The 16,042-nt window shown below is 72.9% G+C and carries 13 protein-coding genes; 10 read left to right on the plus strand and 3 right to left on the minus strand.

Translation table 11 applies throughout. From position 1 onward, the window contains the following. Positions 1-202: 202 nt before the first annotated feature. Positions 203-2,194: a hypothetical protein gene (locus ACFXPL_RS05500; RefSeq protein WP_384912849.1), complete on the plus strand. Its 1,992-nt coding sequence runs from the start codon at positions 203-205 to the stop codon at positions 2,192-2,194. A 60-nt stretch (positions 2,195-2,254) separates the two neighbouring features. Here ACFXPL_RS05500 and ACFXPL_RS05505 read toward each other — a convergent pair whose 3' ends face one another. After that, a complete protein-coding gene (locus ACFXPL_RS05505) occupies positions 2,255-3,109 on the minus strand; it encodes a hypothetical protein (RefSeq protein WP_384912852.1) in 855 nt (284 codons plus the stop codon). Positions 3,110-3,148: 39 nt separating this feature from the next. Here ACFXPL_RS05505 and ACFXPL_RS05510 point away from each other — a divergent pair, with 39 nt between their 5' ends. The 4 genes from ACFXPL_RS05510 (at position 3,149) to ilvD (ending at position 7,902) form a co-directional block, all read left to right on the plus strand. Continuing rightward, positions 3,149-4,078 carry a Ppx/GppA family phosphatase gene (locus ACFXPL_RS05510; RefSeq protein ID WP_384912855.1) on the plus strand — a complete coding sequence of 310 codons (930 nt, stop codon included), beginning with the start codon at positions 3,149-3,151 and terminating at the stop codon, positions 4,076-4,078. A gap of 187 nt (positions 4,079-4,265) precedes the next feature. Beyond that, positions 4,266-5,231 (plus strand): sugar phosphate isomerase/epimerase family protein, encoded by a 966-nt coding sequence (locus ACFXPL_RS05515; protein WP_384912858.1) that lies wholly within the window; start codon positions 4,266-4,268, stop codon positions 5,229-5,231. Next, positions 5,228-5,845 carry a TetR family transcriptional regulator gene (locus ACFXPL_RS05520; protein WP_384912861.1) on the plus strand — a complete coding sequence of 206 codons (618 nt, stop codon included), beginning with the start codon at positions 5,228-5,230 and terminating at the stop codon, positions 5,843-5,845. The genes ACFXPL_RS05515 and ACFXPL_RS05520 overlap by 4 nt, the downstream gene beginning before the upstream one ends. A 206-nt stretch (positions 5,846-6,051) precedes the next feature. Then, a complete protein-coding gene (gene ilvD, locus ACFXPL_RS05525) occupies positions 6,052-7,902 on the plus strand; it encodes a dihydroxy-acid dehydratase (protein ID WP_384912864.1) in 1,851 nt (616 codons plus the stop codon). Positions 7,903-7,940: 38 nt separating this feature from the next. On the opposite strand, the gene ACFXPL_RS05530 is transcribed toward ilvD, so the two are convergent. Further along, entirely contained in the window at positions 7,941-10,286 is a 2,346-nt protein-coding gene (locus tag ACFXPL_RS05530; protein ID WP_384912867.1) for a protein kinase, read from the minus strand. Between the two features lie 289 nt (positions 10,287-10,575). Here ACFXPL_RS05530 and ACFXPL_RS05535 point away from each other — a divergent pair, with 289 nt between their 5' ends. The 5 genes from ACFXPL_RS05535 to proC all read left to right on the plus strand — a co-directional run bounded on the left by ACFXPL_RS05535 (position 10,576) and on the right by proC (position 14,304). Beyond that, positions 10,576-10,725 (plus strand): hypothetical protein, encoded by a 150-nt coding sequence (locus ACFXPL_RS05535; protein ID WP_384912870.1) that lies wholly within the window; start codon positions 10,576-10,578, stop codon positions 10,723-10,725. Positions 10,726-10,831: 106 nt separating this feature from the next. Beyond that, complete coding sequence (locus ACFXPL_RS05540) at positions 10,832-11,419, plus strand: hypothetical protein (RefSeq protein WP_384912873.1); 588 nt, start codon at positions 10,832-10,834, stop codon at positions 11,417-11,419. 356 nt (positions 11,420-11,775) lie between these two features. Next, positions 11,776-12,549: an ABC transporter ATP-binding protein gene (locus tag ACFXPL_RS05545; protein ID WP_384912876.1), complete on the plus strand. Its 774-nt coding sequence runs from the start codon at positions 11,776-11,778 to the stop codon at positions 12,547-12,549. After that, positions 12,546-13,358, plus strand: a complete 813-nt coding sequence (locus ACFXPL_RS05550; RefSeq protein ID WP_384912879.1) for an ABC transporter permease — start codon at positions 12,546-12,548, stop codon at positions 13,356-13,358. Before ACFXPL_RS05545 ends, ACFXPL_RS05550 begins: the two co-directional genes overlap by 4 nt. Positions 13,359-13,494: 136 nt before the next feature. Beyond that, on the plus strand, positions 13,495-14,304 hold the full coding sequence (proC, locus tag ACFXPL_RS05555) for a pyrroline-5-carboxylate reductase (protein ID WP_384912881.1): 810 nt from the start codon (positions 13,495-13,497) through the stop codon (positions 14,302-14,304). Between the two features lie 22 nt (positions 14,305-14,326). On the opposite strand, the gene trpS is transcribed toward proC, so the two are convergent. Further along, complete coding sequence (gene trpS / locus ACFXPL_RS05560; protein ID WP_384912885.1) at positions 14,327-15,325, minus strand: tryptophan--tRNA ligase; 999 nt, start codon at positions 15,323-15,325, stop codon at positions 14,327-14,329. Positions 15,326-16,042: the final 717 nt, after the last annotated feature.

Raw genomic sequence — 16,042 nt, forward strand, 5'->3', positions numbered from 1 at the left:
CCCACCGACAGCCGGGACCATTCCGCCGGCTCACCGGCGTCCCGGGGTGGCGTAAGCCAGGTGGGGGAGGCCCCTCTACCACTTCGATCGCATGGAAACGCGACATTGATGTCCCCTTTTGAGGGATAGCTTCACCCGTAAGGATTAAATGTGCTCAAGGGGTGTGAAGGGTGCGGGCCGCCCTGTCTACGGTCGCCGGGTGATGAGCAGCAGCCCCGATACCTCCACGCACACCACCGGCGCACACCGCGCGCTCCGTCGTGCGCCCCGTTCGGTGGCGCAGCGCCCTCCGGCACGGTACGAGCCGTATCTGGACGGCCTGTTCACCTACTGCCTCTCCGTGCTCTGCGACCACGACGCGGCCACCGAGGTGCTCGGCGATGTCCTGGCCATCTCCGAGCGGCAGTACGGCCGTTGCCCCTCCGGCGCCGGGGAGCGCAAGGCCTGGCTCTACGCCCTCGCCCGCTGGGCCTGTCTGCGCAGGCTCACCGAACGGCGCCGCACCCGCCCGGGGGCGCATTCGGGCCACCGCGAGCCTGCTCCGGATCCTGACCCCGCCCCGTCGTCCGCCGGCGTCGCGCCGGAGACCGCCGCGCGCCGCCGCCGTGAACTGGCCCTGCTGGCCTGGCCCGAGGCCGCCGGTACGACGCCCGAGCAGCGCGAGGTCCTGGAGCTGGTGGTACGTCACCGGCTCGACCCGCGCGATGTGGCCGCCGTGCTCTCCAAGGATCTGTCCGCGACGAGGGAACTGCTCTCCTCGGCCGCCTGCGAGGTCGAGCGCACGCGCGCCGCGCTCGCCGTCGTGGACACCGGCGACTGCCCCTCCGTCGCCCGGCTCACCGGCGATCACCACGTCCTGCTCTCCGCCGCGCTCCGGCGCGAACTGGTCCGCCACGTCGACGACTGCCCGCGCTGCCGCCGCGCGGCGGAACGCGCCGAGGCGGCGGGGCCGTGGCCGGGCTCGCGTACGGCGCCGCCCTTCCCGCCCGCCTCCGCCGATGCCATCGTCTCCGCATCCGCATCTGCCGATGCCGCCGACGCCACCGGTCCCGTCGACGGCATCGACGGGACCCCGCCGGCCTGGTCCGCCACCGAGGCCCTGTCCGCCGACTTCGTCCCGCCGCCGCTCGTCGAAGCCCCGCGCGGCGCCGCGTACACCGCCATGACCCAGGCGCCCCGCGCCCGCGCGACCGCCCCGCGCTTCGGCCGCAACGGCTTCCCGATGGACCCCAAGGACCGCGCCGCCCGCCGCGACCGGCTGCGGGCGCGCGCCGTGACGACCACCGTGGTCGCCACCGTGGTCGCCGCGCCCGTCCTCGCCCTCTGGGCTGCGTACCGTGGCGCGCCGCAGACCGGCGAGGGCCGCGACGGCGCCTCGGTCACCGCGGGCGAGACCGCGGGCCCGCCCGCCCCGGACGGGTATCCGTACGACGATCCGTACGAGCACTACGAGAACTACGAGCACTACGAGAACGCGGGCAGCGCCCGCAACAGGCCCGGCGCCCGCTTCACCGAGGGCAGCCGCGCCCCCGGCGTCTCGGTCGAGATCATCAGCGACGGTACGAGCGCGCCGCCGTCCGGCCAGGACTACGCCGCCCCCGCCCGGCTCCTGGTCGCGGCGCGGCCCGTCGGCGCCACCACGCTGATCACACTGCGGGCCTCCGGCGGGCGGGTCTCCTGGACCGCCGGCACCCAGGCCCCCTGGATCACCCTGAGCCGCCACTACGGCACGCTCGCGCCCGGCGAGTCCGTCACCGTCCGCGTCTTCGTGGACCACGAGCGTGAACCGGCGGGCCCGTGGAGCGCCCGGATCGGGCTCTACCCGGCGGGCGCCGCCGTACGGATCCACGGGTACGGCACCAGGCCCGCGCCCCCCGGCCGCCCGGACCACGGAGGCCGGCCCGGCCACACCGCGCGCCCCGGCGACCCGACGCACCCGGGGCCCGGCAGGCCCACATGGACGGCGCCCACGGCGCCCACGGCGCCCGGCAGCCCGTCGGGCCCCTCGGCGCCCGGTCCGGCGGACCCGACCGGCGGCCCGGGGCCCTCCGACGACCCCGGGCCGGGCCCCGGCAGCCCGTCGCAGCCACCCCCCGACCCGGACCCGCCCGATCCGAAGCCCACCACCGGCTCCACCAGCTCCAGCGCTCCCCCCGGGCCGGGCCCTTCCGGCGGCCCGCCCCGGCCCCGCTGATCAGGCACCTGGGAGCTCAGGCCCCGTCGACCGGCCCGCCGGCCCGCCCGCCCGCCCGCGTCAGGCCCTCGCCGGAGGCGGCGGGTCCGCCGGGTGCGGGGCCAGCAGCGGAAGCGTGCTCGCCATGCGCCGCTCGCACACCTCCACCAGCTGGTCGTACCCCTCCTTGCCCATCAGCTCCGTCAGCTCGGGCGCGTACGTCTTGTAGACCGGCTCGCCCGCGCCGTGCGCCGATGTGGCGGACGTGCACCACCAGTGCAGATCGTGACCGCCGGAACCCCAGCCGCGCCGGTCGTACTCACCGATCGACACCTGGAGGACACGCGTGTCGTCGGGCCGGTCGATCCAGTCGTACGTACGCCGCACCGGCAACTGCCAGCAGACGTCCGGCTTCGTCTCCAGCGGCTCACGGCCCTCCCGCAGCGCCAGGATGTGCAGCGAGCATCCCGCGCCCGCCGCGAAACCGGGACGGTTCTGGAAGATGCACGACCCCTCCCAGCGCCGCGTCTGGCGATCGCCGTCCTCGTCGGTCTGCGTCCAGCCGGTGGCCGTCCCCTCCTCGTGGAACTGCCACAGCTCGGGCGTGAGGCGCGCCACATGTCCCGCGACCCGCGCCTCGTCGTCCTCGTCCGAGAAGTGCGCCCCCAGTGTGCAGCAGCCGTCGTCGGCGCGGCCCGCCTCGATGCCCTGGCAGCCGCTGCCGAAGACACAGCTCCACCGTGACGTGAGCCACGTCAGATCGCAGCGGAACACCTGCTCGTCGTCGGCCGGGTCCGGGAACTCGACCCACGCACGGGCGAAGTCCAGCCCCTTCTCGTCAGGGACCGCCCGGGCACTGCCACGGGTCCCCTGCTGCTGGTCCTGCTTCTTCGGGCCCTTGGCTTTGCCCGGCTTCGCCTTATTCGTCTTTGGCACATGTCCAGCGTATGCGGCGTTCGCAGTAGCGTTCCGCTCATGAGACTCGGAGTCCTGGACGTCGGTTCGAACACCGTGCACCTGCTGGCGGTCGACGCCCACCGCGGTGCCCGCCCGCTGCCGGCGCATTCGTACAAGACGGAGCTGCGCCTCGCGGAACTGCTCGACCCCGAGGGCGCGATCGGCCCCGACGGCGTCGACCGGCTGGTGGCGACGGTCGCGGACGCCCTCCAGGCGGCCGAGGACAAGGGGTGCGAGGACGTCCTGCCGTTCGCCACCTCCGCCGTACGGGAGGCCGTCAACGCCGAGCAGGTCCTCGCGCGCGTCAAGAGCGAGACCGGTGTGGATCTTGAGGTCCTGACCGGCGAGCAGGAGGCCCGGCTGACCTTCCTCGCCGCCCGCCGCTGGTTCGGCTGGTCGGCCGGGAAGCTGCTCGTCCTGGACATCGGCGGCGGCTCCCTGGAGATCGCGTACGGGATCGACGAGGAGCCGGACGCGGCCGTCTCGCTGCCCCTGGGCGCGGGCCGGCTCACGGCGGGCTGGCTGCCCGGGGACCCGCCCGACCCGATCGACGTGAAGGCGCTGCGCCGCCACGTACGGGCCCGGATCGCCCGTACGGTCGGCGAGTTCGCCCGGTTCGGCTCCCCGGACCACGTGGTGGCCACCTCCAAGACCTTCAAGCAGCTCGCACGCCTGGCGGGCGCGGCCCGCTCCGGCGAGGGGCTGTACGTGCAGCGCGATCTGAGCCGCAGCGCCCTGGAGGAGTGGGTGCCGAAACTGGCCACGATGAACGCCGTCCAGCGCGCCGAGCTCCCCGGGGTCTCCGAGGGCCGGTCGGCGCAGTTGCTGGCGGGTGCGCTGGTCGCGGAGGGGGCGATGGACCTGTTCGGGGTCGAGACGCTGGAGGTCTGCCCGTGGGCGCTGCGCGAGGGCGTGATCCTGCGCCGCCTCGACCAGCTCGCCCCGTGACCGGCGGGCTCGCGCCGTGACCGGGCAGCTCGCCCCGTGACCTGCGGGCTCGCGCCCTGACCGGGCAGCTCGTCCCCCGGCCGGGCAGCTCGCACCGGTGACCGGCCGCTTGCCGACGGGCGGGAACCCGAGCCCGCTGTACGGGACGGGCCGACGGCCGTGCCGCCGGGGCCCGTACGCTGTCCCCGTGGCAGATCCAGTGGTGCGCATCCCGGCTACCAAGGTCGCGCTGTCGACGGCCTCGGTCTATCCGGAGTCCACGGCGACGGCCTTCGAGATCGCCGCGCGCCTCGGCTACGACGGCGTCGAGGTCATGGTCTGGACGGACCCCGTCAGCCAGGACATCGAGGCGCTGCGCCGGCTCTCCGACCACCACGGCGTCCCCGTCCTCGCCGTACACGCGCCCTGTCTGCTGATCACCCAGCGGGTCTGGTCGACGGACCCGTGGGTGAAGCTCCAGCGGGCACGGGCGGCGGCCGAGAAGCTCGGGGCCTCCACGGTGGTCGTGCACCCGCCGTTCCGCTGGCAGCGCCAGTACGCGCGCGACTTCGTCACCGGCGTCTGGCGGATGGCGGACGAGACGGACGTACGGTTCGCCGTCGAGAACATGTACCCGTGGCGCTACCGGGACCGCGAGATGCCCGCGTACGCGCCCGGCTGGGACGTCACCCAGGAGGACTACCGGCACTTCACCGTCGACCTCTCGCACACCGCGACCTCCCGCAGCGACGCCATGGCCATGGCCCGCCGCATGGGCGACCGGCTGGGCCACGTCCACCTCGCGGACGGCAACGGCTCGGCGAAGGACGAGCACCTGGTGCCGGGGCGCGGTACGCAGCCGTGCGCAGAGCTGCTGGAGGGGCTGGCGGGCGGCGGCTTCGACGGCCATGTCGTGATCGAGGTCAACACCCGGCGCGCGATGTCGGCGGCGGAGCGCGAGGCGGACCTCGCGGAGGCGCTGGCCTTCGCGCGGCTGCACCTGGCGTCGTCGCCCGCCGCTGCCGCCCCCACCGCGTCCGAGGCCCCCGGCAGGTCCCAGGCCGCGCCGGCGGTACGGGCGCCCCGCACGCCCCGTACACCGCGCACCCCCCGCCGGCCCCGCAGCACCGGGTCGTCCGGGGCCTCGGGCCCGTCAGGAGCGCGTCCCTCATGACCGGCGGCGCCACCCCCCGCCGCCGGGGCCGTCCCGCCCGCAAGGACGCGGAGTCCGGCCCCAGCGCCCGGCAGAAGATCCTGGGGGCGGCCCGCGCGGAGTTCGCGGAGCGCGGTTACGACAAGACGTCCGTGCGCGGCATCGCCAGGGCGGCGGGCGTCGACCCCGCGCTCGTCCACCACTACTTCGGGACGAAGGACGAGGTCTTCGCGTCCGCCGTCGAGATCTCCTTCGAACCGGCCCTGACGGTGCCCGCCAAGGTGCTCGCCGGGGGCCCCGACCGGATCGGCGAACAGCTCGCCCGTAACTTCTTCGTCGTCTGGGAGAACCCGGCGACCAGGGCCCCGCTGCTCGCGGTCATCCGCTCCGCGCTCACGCACGACGCCGCGGCGACGGTGCTGCGCACGTTCGTGCTGCGCCGGCTGCTCGGCCAGGTCGCGGAGCGGCTGGACGTACCGGATCCGGAGTTCCGCGCCGAGCTGTCCGCCTCGCACATGGTCGGCATCGCGCTCCTGCGGTACGTGATCAAGGCGGAGCCGCTGGCGTCGGCGGACATCGAGGAGATCATCACGATGGTCGCGCCCACGCTCCAGCGCTATCTGACCGAAAGCTGAGCCCGACCGAAAGCCGCGCGTCCCGCAAGCCCTCACCTGCCCGCAAGCCGCACCTGCCCGAAAGCTGAACAGTCGTCCCGTCATCCGGACGGTGTGTCCAGATCTTGGATCCGGGGCGTACGCTCGAAGAAGTCATTTCTGCCGAAGGACTCGGCAGGAAGATCCGCTGAAGATCTGCTGAAGGTCTGCCGAAGGAGCGAGAGACGATGCCCGAGCTGAGGTCCCGCACTGTCACCCACGGCCGGAACATGGCGGGCGCGCGCGCCCTTATGCGGGCATCGGGCGTAGCGAGCGAGGACATCGGCAAGCCGATCATCGCGGTGGCCAACTCCTTCACCGAGTTCGTGCCCGGGCACACCCACCTCGCACCGGTCGGCCGGATCGTCTCGGACGCCATCAAGGCGGCGGGCGCCGTCCCGCGCGAGTTCAACACGATCGCCGTGGACGACGGCATCGCGATGGGCCACGGCGGCATGCTCTACTCCCTGCCGTCCCGCGAACTGATCGCCGACTCCGTCGAGTACATGGTCGAGGCGCACTGCGCGGACGCGCTGATCTGCATCTCCAACTGCGACAAGATCACCCCGGGCATGCTGATGGCCGCGATGCGCCTCAACATCCCCACTGTCTTCGTCTCCGGCGGCCCCATGGAGGCCGGCAAGGCGACGCTGGTGGACGGTACGGTCCGGAAACTCGACCTGGTCAACGCGATCTCCGACGCGGTGAACGAGTCCATCTCGGACGAGGACATCCTCCGTATCGAGGAGAACGCCTGCCCGACCTGCGGCTCCTGTTCCGGCATGTTCACCGCCAACTCGATGAACTGTCTGACCGAGGCCATGGGCCTCTCCCTCCCCGGCAACGGCTCGGTGCTGGCCACGCACACCGCCCGCAGGGCGCTGTACGAGAACGCGGGCCGCACGGTCGTCGAGATCACCAAGCGCCACTACGAGCAGGACGACGCGTCGGTCCTGCCGCGCAACATCGCCACCCGCGCGGCCTTCGACAACGCCATGGCGCTCGACATCGCCATGGGCGGCTCCACCAACACGATCCTGCACCTGCTCGCCGCCGCCCAGGAGGCCGAGCTGGACTACGACCTCGGCGACATCGACGCCGTCTCGCGCCGCGTCCCCTGCCTCGCCAAGGTCGCGCCGAACGTCGCCCCGGGCGGCACGTACTACATGGAGGACATCCACCGGGCCGGTGGCATCCCCGCCATCCTCGGCGAGCTGTACCGCGGCGGCCTGCTCAACGAGGACGTCCACACCGTCCACGCCCCCGGCATCAAGGAGTGGCTGGAGGCCTGGGACGTGCGGGGCGGCTCGCCGTCCGAGGAGGCCGTCGAGCTGTGGCACGCGGCCCCCGGCTGTGTCCGCTCCGCCGAGGCGTTCTCGCAGTCCGAGCGGTGGGACACGCTCGACAAGGACGCCGCGGGCGGCTGCATCCGCGACGTCGCCCACGCCTACTCCAAGGACGGCGGTCTGGCGGTCCTCAAGGGAAACCTGGCCGTCGACGGCTGCGTGGTGAAGACGGCGGGCGTCGACGAGTCGATCTGGACCTTCGAGGGCCCGGCCGTGGTCTGCGAGTCGCAGGAGGCCGCCGTCGAGAAGATCCTCCGCAAGGAGATCACCGAGGGCGATGTGATCGTCATCCGGTACGAGGGACCGCGCGGCGGCCCCGGCATGCAGGAGATGCTGTACCCCACGTCGTACCTGAAGGGCCGCGGCCTCGGGAAGTCCTGCGCGCTGATCACCGACGGCCGCTTCTCCGGCGGTACGTCGGGTCTCTCGATCGGCCACGCCTCACCGGAGGCGGCCTCGGGCGGCACGATCGCGCTGGTGAACGACGGCGACCGGATCCGGATCGACATCCCGAACCGCACGATCGAGCTGCTGGTCGCGGACGCGGAACTCGCGGAGCGGCGCGAGGCGCTGAACGGCGTGTACGCCCCGGTGAGCCGCGAGCGCAAGGTCTCGGCGGCGCTGCGCGCGTACGCGGCGATGGCCACGAGCGCGGACAAGGGCGCGGTCCGGGACGTCACGCTCCTCGGCTGAACCCCGGGGCCCTGCCGGGGTCCTGGGCCGCCGCGCCGCTACCAGGAGGCGGGGTCGCGGCCCGCGACGGCGAAGACGGACCCGTCGGGCGCGCTCCCGACGACCGTCGTCGTACCGGGGCCGTCGCCGGAGCCGGGGTCCGGGGCCGTGACGGGCGCGGGCAGCGTGGCGACGAGCGTGTCGGGCCCGTCGGCCATCCGCGGCTTCGTCTGCCCCAGCAGCACCCCGCGCCCGGCGTCCACGGCGAGCAGCCGGCCGTCGCCCGCGCTCAGATAGACCCGGTCCCCGGTGGCGGTGGGGCGCGAGGCGCGCGTCACCGACGTCTCCAGCCGCCAGCGCACACCCGGAGCCTTCGTACCCGTGCCGCCCGGACCCTCGTCGTCCGTATCCGTGCCGCCCGCACCCATGCCGACGGCGAGCAGCGAGCCTGTGTACCCGACGACGTAGACGGTGTCACCCACGACGGTGGCCTGCGCCTGGTCGACCGGCGCGGCCAGCGGGACCCGCCGTACGGTACGGCTCGACGCGTCCAGCCGTACGACCGCCCTGGTGAAGCCGTCCGCGTCGTTCGCGAGCAGGAACAGCGCGTCCTCCGAGGCGCCCGCCGGGACCAGCCCGCCCGTCAGCCGCTCCTCCCAGCGCACCGCTCCGGTGGCCGGGTCGATCGAACGGACCGCGGTCGCCGAGCCGTCGGCCGACGGCGTCGCGGCGAACAGCGCGCCGCCGGTGCCGCTCGACGCCGTCCAGACGGTTCCGGTCGCGCCGAGCCGCTTCGTCCAGCGCGCGTCGCCGGTCGCGCTGTCGAGGGACCGCACCCGCCCGTCGTACGCGACGAGGAGCACCGCGTCGCCGCTGTGCCGGACCGTGGCGTACGAGGAGATGTCGACGGACCAGCGCTCGGCGCCCGAGGCCGGGTCGAGCGCTTCCAGCCGCTTTCCGCCGCTGTTGCCGCCGCCACCCGCGACGACATGCAGGAGTCCACCGGAGAGCACCGGCGCGCCGTCGGCGTCCGTCGCGGCGGCACGCTCACCCTTCGCCGCCTTCACGGACCACTGAGTACGACCGTCGACGGGGTCGAGCCGGGTGGCGGTGACGCCGGGGCCGGTGCAGTAGACGGCCGTGGCGTCCGCCGCGCACACGGGCACCCCATGGCCGCCCGAGCCACCCGAGCCGGTGGCCGGCGTGGTGTCCCACGGCCGGAACGTCCGAGGCGGCGGCTCCTCCGCCGTCGCCCGCGGGGCGTCGCCCAGGGCCCGTACGCCGAAGAAGCCGGCACCGGCCACGGCCATCAGCGCCACCGCGACCGCCGCCGTCCGCGCACGGCGCGCCGATCGAACCGGCCCCGAGGCCGAGGCCGACGCCGACGCGATCGCCGGTTCCGGGTCGACGGGCGACGGCGACCGGTCGGAAGACGCCGACGGAACGGCCCCGGTGCGCCGCGCGGGGTTCGTGGGTACGGAGCCCGCGCCGGAGCCCGCGGTCTCCGCGGGGACGGGCCCGCGCTGCGCCGGTACGAGCGCACGCGCCCCGTACGGCCCCCGCAGGTCGTACGACGCCGGATCCGAGGGGCGCAGCGCGCTCATCACCTCGTCCGGTGTCGGCCGCTCGGCGGGGTCCTTCGCCAGACACCGCGAGATCAGCGGAACGATTCGCTCGGGTACGCCCTTCAGGTTCGGCTCGTCGTGCACGACCTGGTACGCGACGATGTACGGACTGTCCGAGTCGAAAGGCCCGCGCCCGGTCGCCGCGTGCACCAGGACCGCGCCCATCGCGAACACATCGGCCGCGGGCCCGACATCGCGCGGTCGCTGGAACTGCTCGGGCGCCATGAACGGCGGCGTGCCGATCAGCTTGCCCGTCTCCGTCCGCAGATCGCTGTCGGCCGGGCGCGAGATCCCGAAGTCGATGACCTTGGGCCCGTCGGACGCCAACAGGACGTTGCTGGGCTTGAGATCGCGGTGCACGACCCCGGCGCGGTGGATGTCCCGCAGCCCCTCGGCGAGCCCCGCCCCCAGCCTGGCCAACTCCTCTGCGTCCAGCGGCCCGTTCTGCTTCACCCGCTCGGAGAGCGTGGGCCCGTCGATGAACAAGGTCGCCATCCACGGCCGCGGGGCCTCCGGATCGGCGTCCACGACAGGTGCGGTGAACGCCCCGCTCACCCGGCGCGCCGCCGCGACCTCCTGCTGGAAGCGGGCTCTGAACTCGGGATCGGAGGCGTGGCCGGCATGGATGACCTTGACGGCGAGCCGCAGCCCCGAGGCGGAGGTGGCGAGATGGACCTCGCCCATTCCGCCCGAGCCCAGGGTGGATTCCAGCAGGTAGCGGCCGGCGTAATCCGGATGTTCCGCTTCCGGGGCCGACCCGGTGTTGCGCAGTGGTGGCATCGCCCACCCCCGTGTATTCGTGCGCAAGCGCGACGCACGGAGCCTAGTCGATGGTGCGTGCTAACAAGTCATGGCTTGCTAGCGTGCGCGGCGCAGAGCACACACCGTCAATGGGGGAGGACCGCATGAGCGTCGAAGAGGTTGAGAACACCGCGAGACAGGCCACGGCGACCGTGACCGAAAGCGCGGCGGCGACCGTCACGGAAGCCGTAGTGGGGACGCTGGAGGCCAAGCGCTACAAGGTCCACCCGGACTACCGGGTGAACGTCCGCAGCGGTCCGGCGCGAGCGTGCCGGTCAACTGCCAGAAGGCGGGGGAGTGGATCGCGGGCCCGTACGGCACGACGAACCTCTGGGACAACATCGCGAACGGGGAGTTCATCTCGGACGCGTACGTCTACACAGGAAGCAGCGGCTACGTCGCCCCGCACTGCGCCTGAGCACCGGGCCTGAGCTGGGGGCTGAACGAGGGGGCTGAGCGCCGGGCCTCGGCACCGCGCCCCGGCACCGCGCCCGACCCGCCCGCGCGCCGGGGATAATCGCCCCGTGAGCGACCACCCCGAGCACACCCAGCGCGTCGAACGTCCCGAGGACGCCACCGCGACCACGTCCGCGCCCCCGCCCGCCAGGAAGGCGGGCGGCGAACGGGGCCGCGGTGGCCCGGAGCCCGAGACCATCCCGTTCTTCGGTACGACCTGGCTCGCCCGCGACGGCGGCTACCCGGCCCGCCGCGCCGCGGTCGCCGCCGGCTCCCTCACCACCGCGGTCGCCGCCTGCTTCGTACTCCGCTTCGCCTACGAGGGCCTGGAGATCGCGAAGGTGGGCTCCTTCGTCGGCCTGCTCCTCGTCGTGATGTTCTCGGTGTGCAGCGCCATCGCCTTCCGCAGGACCTGGGACGGCTTCACCCGCCGCCCGGCCGACCCCGCCCGCGAGGAGTCGCTGCGCAGCGTGAAGGCGATCGGCTTCATGGGCGCGCTGATCGCCTACTTCCTGCGCTCCCTGGCCGAAGCCCCGGGCGAAGGGCTGCGCCGCAAGGAGTACGAAACGGCCCTGGCCCAGTACGAACGCCGCCGCACCGCCCGCGCGGGCAACCCCGCCGCCCGGACCAAGGGCAGGAAGCCCAAGCGCGGATAGCCCGTCCTCGGCCCGTCCCTCACGACGGGCGCCACGACGGGGCCATGACTCCCGCCATGGCCCTCCGCCCGGCCCCGGGTCCCGCCTCCCCTCCCCCTTCCCCTCCCACCTTTCGCGCTCCCTTCCCCTCCCCCTTCCCCTTCCCCTCCCACCTTTCGCGCCCTCTCCTTCGACCCTTCGACGCCGTCGCCGGCCGGTACACCCGACGGGACCGTCGAGGAGGCGTACGTGGTGGAACCGACGGTCGCGCGCGGCGCGCCTGACGCCGGCCTGACAGCGGAGGCGCGGCAGCGGATGCCCTGTGACAGAAGCCCGAACGCTTGACGAGCCCATCGACCGGACCCATTATTCATCACATGATGAATTTGTCTGAGGGCGGAGCCGCCGTGCACGCCCGCGGCCTCACCGTCCACCGAGGCGACCGCGCCGTCCTGCGCGGCCTCGACTTCTCCGTACCGCCAGGACGGATCACCGGACTCCTCGGCCCATCCGGCTGCGGCAAGTCCACCCTGATGCGCGCCGTCGTCGGCACCCAGGCCCAGGTCACCGGCGTCCTCGACGTCCTCGGCCGCCCCGCGGGCGACGCCGCGCTGCGCGCCCGTATCGGCTACGTCACCCAGGCGCCCTCCGTCTACGACGACCTCACCGTCCGCCAGAACCTCGACTACTTCGCCGCCGTCCTCGACCCGGGCCGCGCGCGCCGTACCGCCCGCAAGGAGGCCGTCGACCGCGCGATCACCGACGTCGACCTCACCTCCCACGCCGGCTCCCTGGCCGGACGCCTCTCCGGCGGCCAGCGCAGCCGGGTCTCCCTCGCCGTCGCCCTGCTCGGCACGCCGGAACTCCTCGTCCTCGACGAGCCCACCGTCGGCCTCGACCCCGTACTCCGCCGCGACCTGTGGACCCTCTTCCACCGCATCGCCGCCGACCGCGCCGCCACGATCCTCGTCTCCTCCCACGTCATGGACGAGGCCGAACGCTGCCACCGGCTCCTCCTCATGCGCGACGGCGAAGTCCTCGCCGAGGACACCCCCGAAGCCCTGCGCACCCGTACCCACACGGAGACCGTCGAAGCGGCCTTCCTCCACCTGGTCGACGAGGCCAACGCACTCCAGGGAAGCCCCCGATGACCACCACCGACTCCACCACGGCCACGTCCACCGACAACGCCCCGAGCACCCCGCCCCCCGGCGCGCGCCCGCTCTCCGCCGCCCGCACCCTGGCCACCGCCGCCCGCGTACTGCGCCAGCTCCGCCACGACCCGCGCTCGATCGGGCTGATGATCCTCGTCCCGTGCGCGATGCTCGTCCTGCTCCGCTACGTCTTCGACGCCAGCCCGCGCACCTTCGACTCCATCGGCGCCTCGCTGCTCGGCGTCTTCCCGCTGATCACGATGTTCCTGGTGACCTCCATCGCCACCCTGCGCGAGCGCACCTCGGGCACCCTGGAACGCCTCCTCGCCATGCCCCTCGGCAAAGGCGACCTGATCGCCGGCTACGCGCTCGCCTTCGGCCTCGTCGCCGTCGTCCAGTCCGCGCTGGCCACCGGACTCGCGCTGTGGGCCCTCGGCCTGGACGTCGTCGGATCGGCCTGGCTGCTGCTCCTCGTCGCGCTCCTCGACGCCCTGCTCGGCACGGCGCTCGGCCTCTTCGTCTCGGCGTTCGCGTCCTCCGAGTTCCAGGCCGTGCAGTTCATGCCCGCGGTGATCTTCCCGCAGCTCCTCCTCTGCGGACTGTTCGCGCCGCGGGACACCATGCACCCCGTCCTGGAGGCCATCTCCGACGTCCTGCCCATGTCGTACGCCGTCGACGGCATGAACCAGGTCCTGCGCCACCCCGACATCACGGGCGACTTCGTGCGCGACGCCGCGATCGTCGCGGGCTGTGCCGTCCTCGTCCTCGGCCTGGGCGCGGCCACCCTCCGCCGCCGTACGACCTGACCACGAGGCGCGCGGTGAAGCCGACGGTGAGGGGGACGACGCGGGGCGACCGCTCCTCGGACACCTCACGCACGCGGCCCACCTCCGGTGCGACGATGGGGAGAAAGTCCGTCCCCTACGGCGAGGTGACTCCGCAATGCCCCAGACCGTCGCAGTCCTCGGCACCGGAAAGATCGGCGAGGCCCTGCTCAGCGGCATGATCCGGGCCGGCTGGCGCGCCTCGGACCTGCTGGTCACCACACGCCGCCCGGACCGCGCCGAGGAGCTGCGCGACCGTTACGGCGTCGAGCCCGTCACCAACGCCGACGCGGCCAAGAGCGCCGACATCCTCATCCTGGCGGTCAAGCCCCAGGACATGGGCACCCTCCTCGACGAACTCACCCCCCACCTCACCGCCGACCGCCTGATCATCAGCGCCGCCGCCGGCATCCCCACGGCCTTCATCGAGGAACGCCTCGCCCCCGGCACCCCCGTCGTACGCGTCATGCCCAACACGCCCGTCCTGGTGGACGAGGGCATGTCCGTCATCTCGGGCGGCAGCCACGCCCTCCCCGCCCACCTCACCCACGCCGAGGAGATCTTCGGCGGCGTCGGCAAGACCCTGCGCGTCCCCGAGTCCCAGCAGGACGCCTGCACCGCTCTCTCCGGCTCGGGCCCGGCGTACTTCTACTACCTGGTCGAGGCCATGACCGACGCGGGCATCCTCCTCGGCCTGCCCCGCGCCCAGGCCCACGACCTGATCGTCCAGGCCGCCATCGGCGCCGCCGTCATGCTGCGCGACAGCGGCGAGCACCCCGTGAAGCTCCGCGAGGCCGTGACCTCCCCGGCCGGCACCACCATCAGCGCCATCCGGGAGCTGGAGAACCACGGGGTACGGGCGGCCCTCATCGCGGCACTGGAAGCGGCCCGCGACCGCAGCCGCGCCCTGGCCTCGGGCAACGGCTGAGGTCACGGCCCACGGACAGGGCTCAACCGGCGGGCAGCAACCCGGCCGCCCGGTACGCCGCGTCGACCACGGGCCGGGCCTTCCCCCTGGCCCGCTCGGCGCCCTCCTTCAGTACGGCGTCCACGTGACCGGGGTCCGAGGCGAGCACCGTATGCCGCTCCCGCAACGGCCGCAGCAGCTCGATCACGGCCTCGGCGGTGGCCCGCTTCAACGCCCCGTACGACGTGTACGCCCCGGCCAGCGCCGCCGGATCCTCCGCCACACACCCGGCCAGGATCTCCAGCAGATTGGCCACGCCCGGTTGGCCCTCCCGGTCGTACTCGACCTCCTGCCCGCTGTCCGTCACCGCGCGCATGATCTTCTTCCGCACCACATCGGCGTCGTCCAGCAGATGGACGATCCCGGCGGCCGATTCATGGGACTTCCCCATCTTCGACGTCGGGTCCTGAAGATCCATGACCCGCGCGGCCACGGGCGGCCGAACGGCCTTCGGTACGGAGAAGGTGTGCCCGTACCGCTGGTTGAACCGCACGGCGAGATCCCGGGTCAGCTCCACGTGCTGGGTCTGGTCCTCACCGACCGGAACCTCGTCCGTGCGATAGGCGAGGATGTCCGCCGCCATCAGCACCGGGTACGACAGCAGGGAGAACCGCACACTCTCCCCGGACGCGAGGGCCCGCACGCTCTTCTCCTTGTACTGGATCATGCGCCGCAGCTCCCCGTCCGTGGCCGTGCACTCCAGCAGATACGAGAGCCGCGTGTGCTCGTCGACATGGCTCTGGACGAATACGGTGCAGAGCGCGGGGTCGAGCCCCGCCGCGAGCAGCAGCGTCGCGGCCTGCCGGCTGAGCCGCCGCACCCGGGCCGGATCGTGCTCGACGGTCAGCGCGTGCAGATCCACGATGCTGAACAACGCGTCGGCCCGGTGCTGATCGACCTCGACCCACCGCCGTACGGCCCCCAGGTAGTTGCCCAGTGTCAGATGCCCGGTCGGCTTGACCCCGCTGAAGATCCGCGTCATCTCTCATCCACCCTCTCGGTCGGAGCCGCCGCCACCCGCGGCCGGCCCCCGAGCTGGGGAAACGCGAACGGCCGCCGAAGCGGCGGCCGTTGAACGCATACGTGTGAGGCGGCCGCCGTCAGGCGGCCCGCCACTGAAGGAGGCACGTATGCGCTGTCATGCCCCTCAGCGTAGCGGCCGACCCCTGAAGTTGACACGGCCAACACGGAACCGTAATGTCCTCCGAGCTGTCCGACGTGAGCACCGGTCGAGTGCCGGTCCCCGGACAGTCATTCCGCAGGACCTACGAGAAGCCGGTGACTTCGTGTCGCATTGCTTTGCGTGCGCCTATGCGAAATGAGGAATCGGCATCCACACCGGACGTCGGCACCGAAGCCCCGATTAGCGTCGGGGCCCAGGATTCCGCTAAAGTCTCACTCGTCGGAACGGCCGCAGGGCCGGGAGGACAAGCCCCGCTGACTGGGAATCAGGCCCGAAAGGATCTGATAGAGTCGGACTCGCCGGAAAGGGAAAGCGCGAAAGCGAAGAACTGGAAAGCAGCCCCGCTCCGACGGGGAATCGGACACGAAAGAGTCTGATAGAGTCGGAAACGCAGGAACGAAGTACAGAACAAAATGAAACACCGAAGGGAAGCGCCCGGAGGAAAGCCCGCGAGGGTGAGTACAAAGGAAGCGTCCGTTCCTTGAGAACTCAACAGCGTGCCAAAAGTCAACGCCA

Origin of the sequence: Streptomyces sp. NPDC059092, assembly GCF_042756365.1 — a bacterium.
In the GTDB taxonomy this organism is placed as follows: Bacteria; Actinomycetota; Actinomycetes; order Streptomycetales; family Streptomycetaceae; genus Streptomyces.

Coding starts and splice junctions, on each gene's coding strand:
- ACFXPL_RS05500 (WP_384912849.1), top strand. CDS start 203: ATGAGCAGCAGCCCCGATACCTCCACGCACACCACCGGCGCACACCGC.
- ACFXPL_RS05510 (WP_384912855.1), top strand. CDS start 3,149: ATGAGACTCGGAGTCCTGGACGTCGGTTCGAACACCGTGCACCTGCTG.
- trpS (WP_384912885.1), bottom strand. CDS start 15,325: ATGACGCGGATCTTCAGCGGGGTCAAGCCGACCGGGCATCTGACACTG.
- proC (WP_384912881.1), top strand. CDS start 13,495: ATGCCCCAGACCGTCGCAGTCCTCGGCACCGGAAAGATCGGCGAGGCC.
- ACFXPL_RS05550 (WP_384912879.1), top strand. CDS start 12,546: ATGACCACCACCGACTCCACCACGGCCACGTCCACCGACAACGCCCCG.
- ACFXPL_RS05530 (WP_384912867.1), bottom strand. CDS start 10,286: ATGCCACCACTGCGCAACACCGGGTCGGCCCCGGAAGCGGAACATCCG.
- ilvD (WP_384912864.1), top strand. CDS start 6,052: ATGCCCGAGCTGAGGTCCCGCACTGTCACCCACGGCCGGAACATGGCG.
- ACFXPL_RS05520 (WP_384912861.1), top strand. CDS start 5,228: ATGACCGGCGGCGCCACCCCCCGCCGCCGGGGCCGTCCCGCCCGCAAG.
- ACFXPL_RS05545 (WP_384912876.1), top strand. CDS start 11,776: ATGATGAATTTGTCTGAGGGCGGAGCCGCCGTGCACGCCCGCGGCCTC.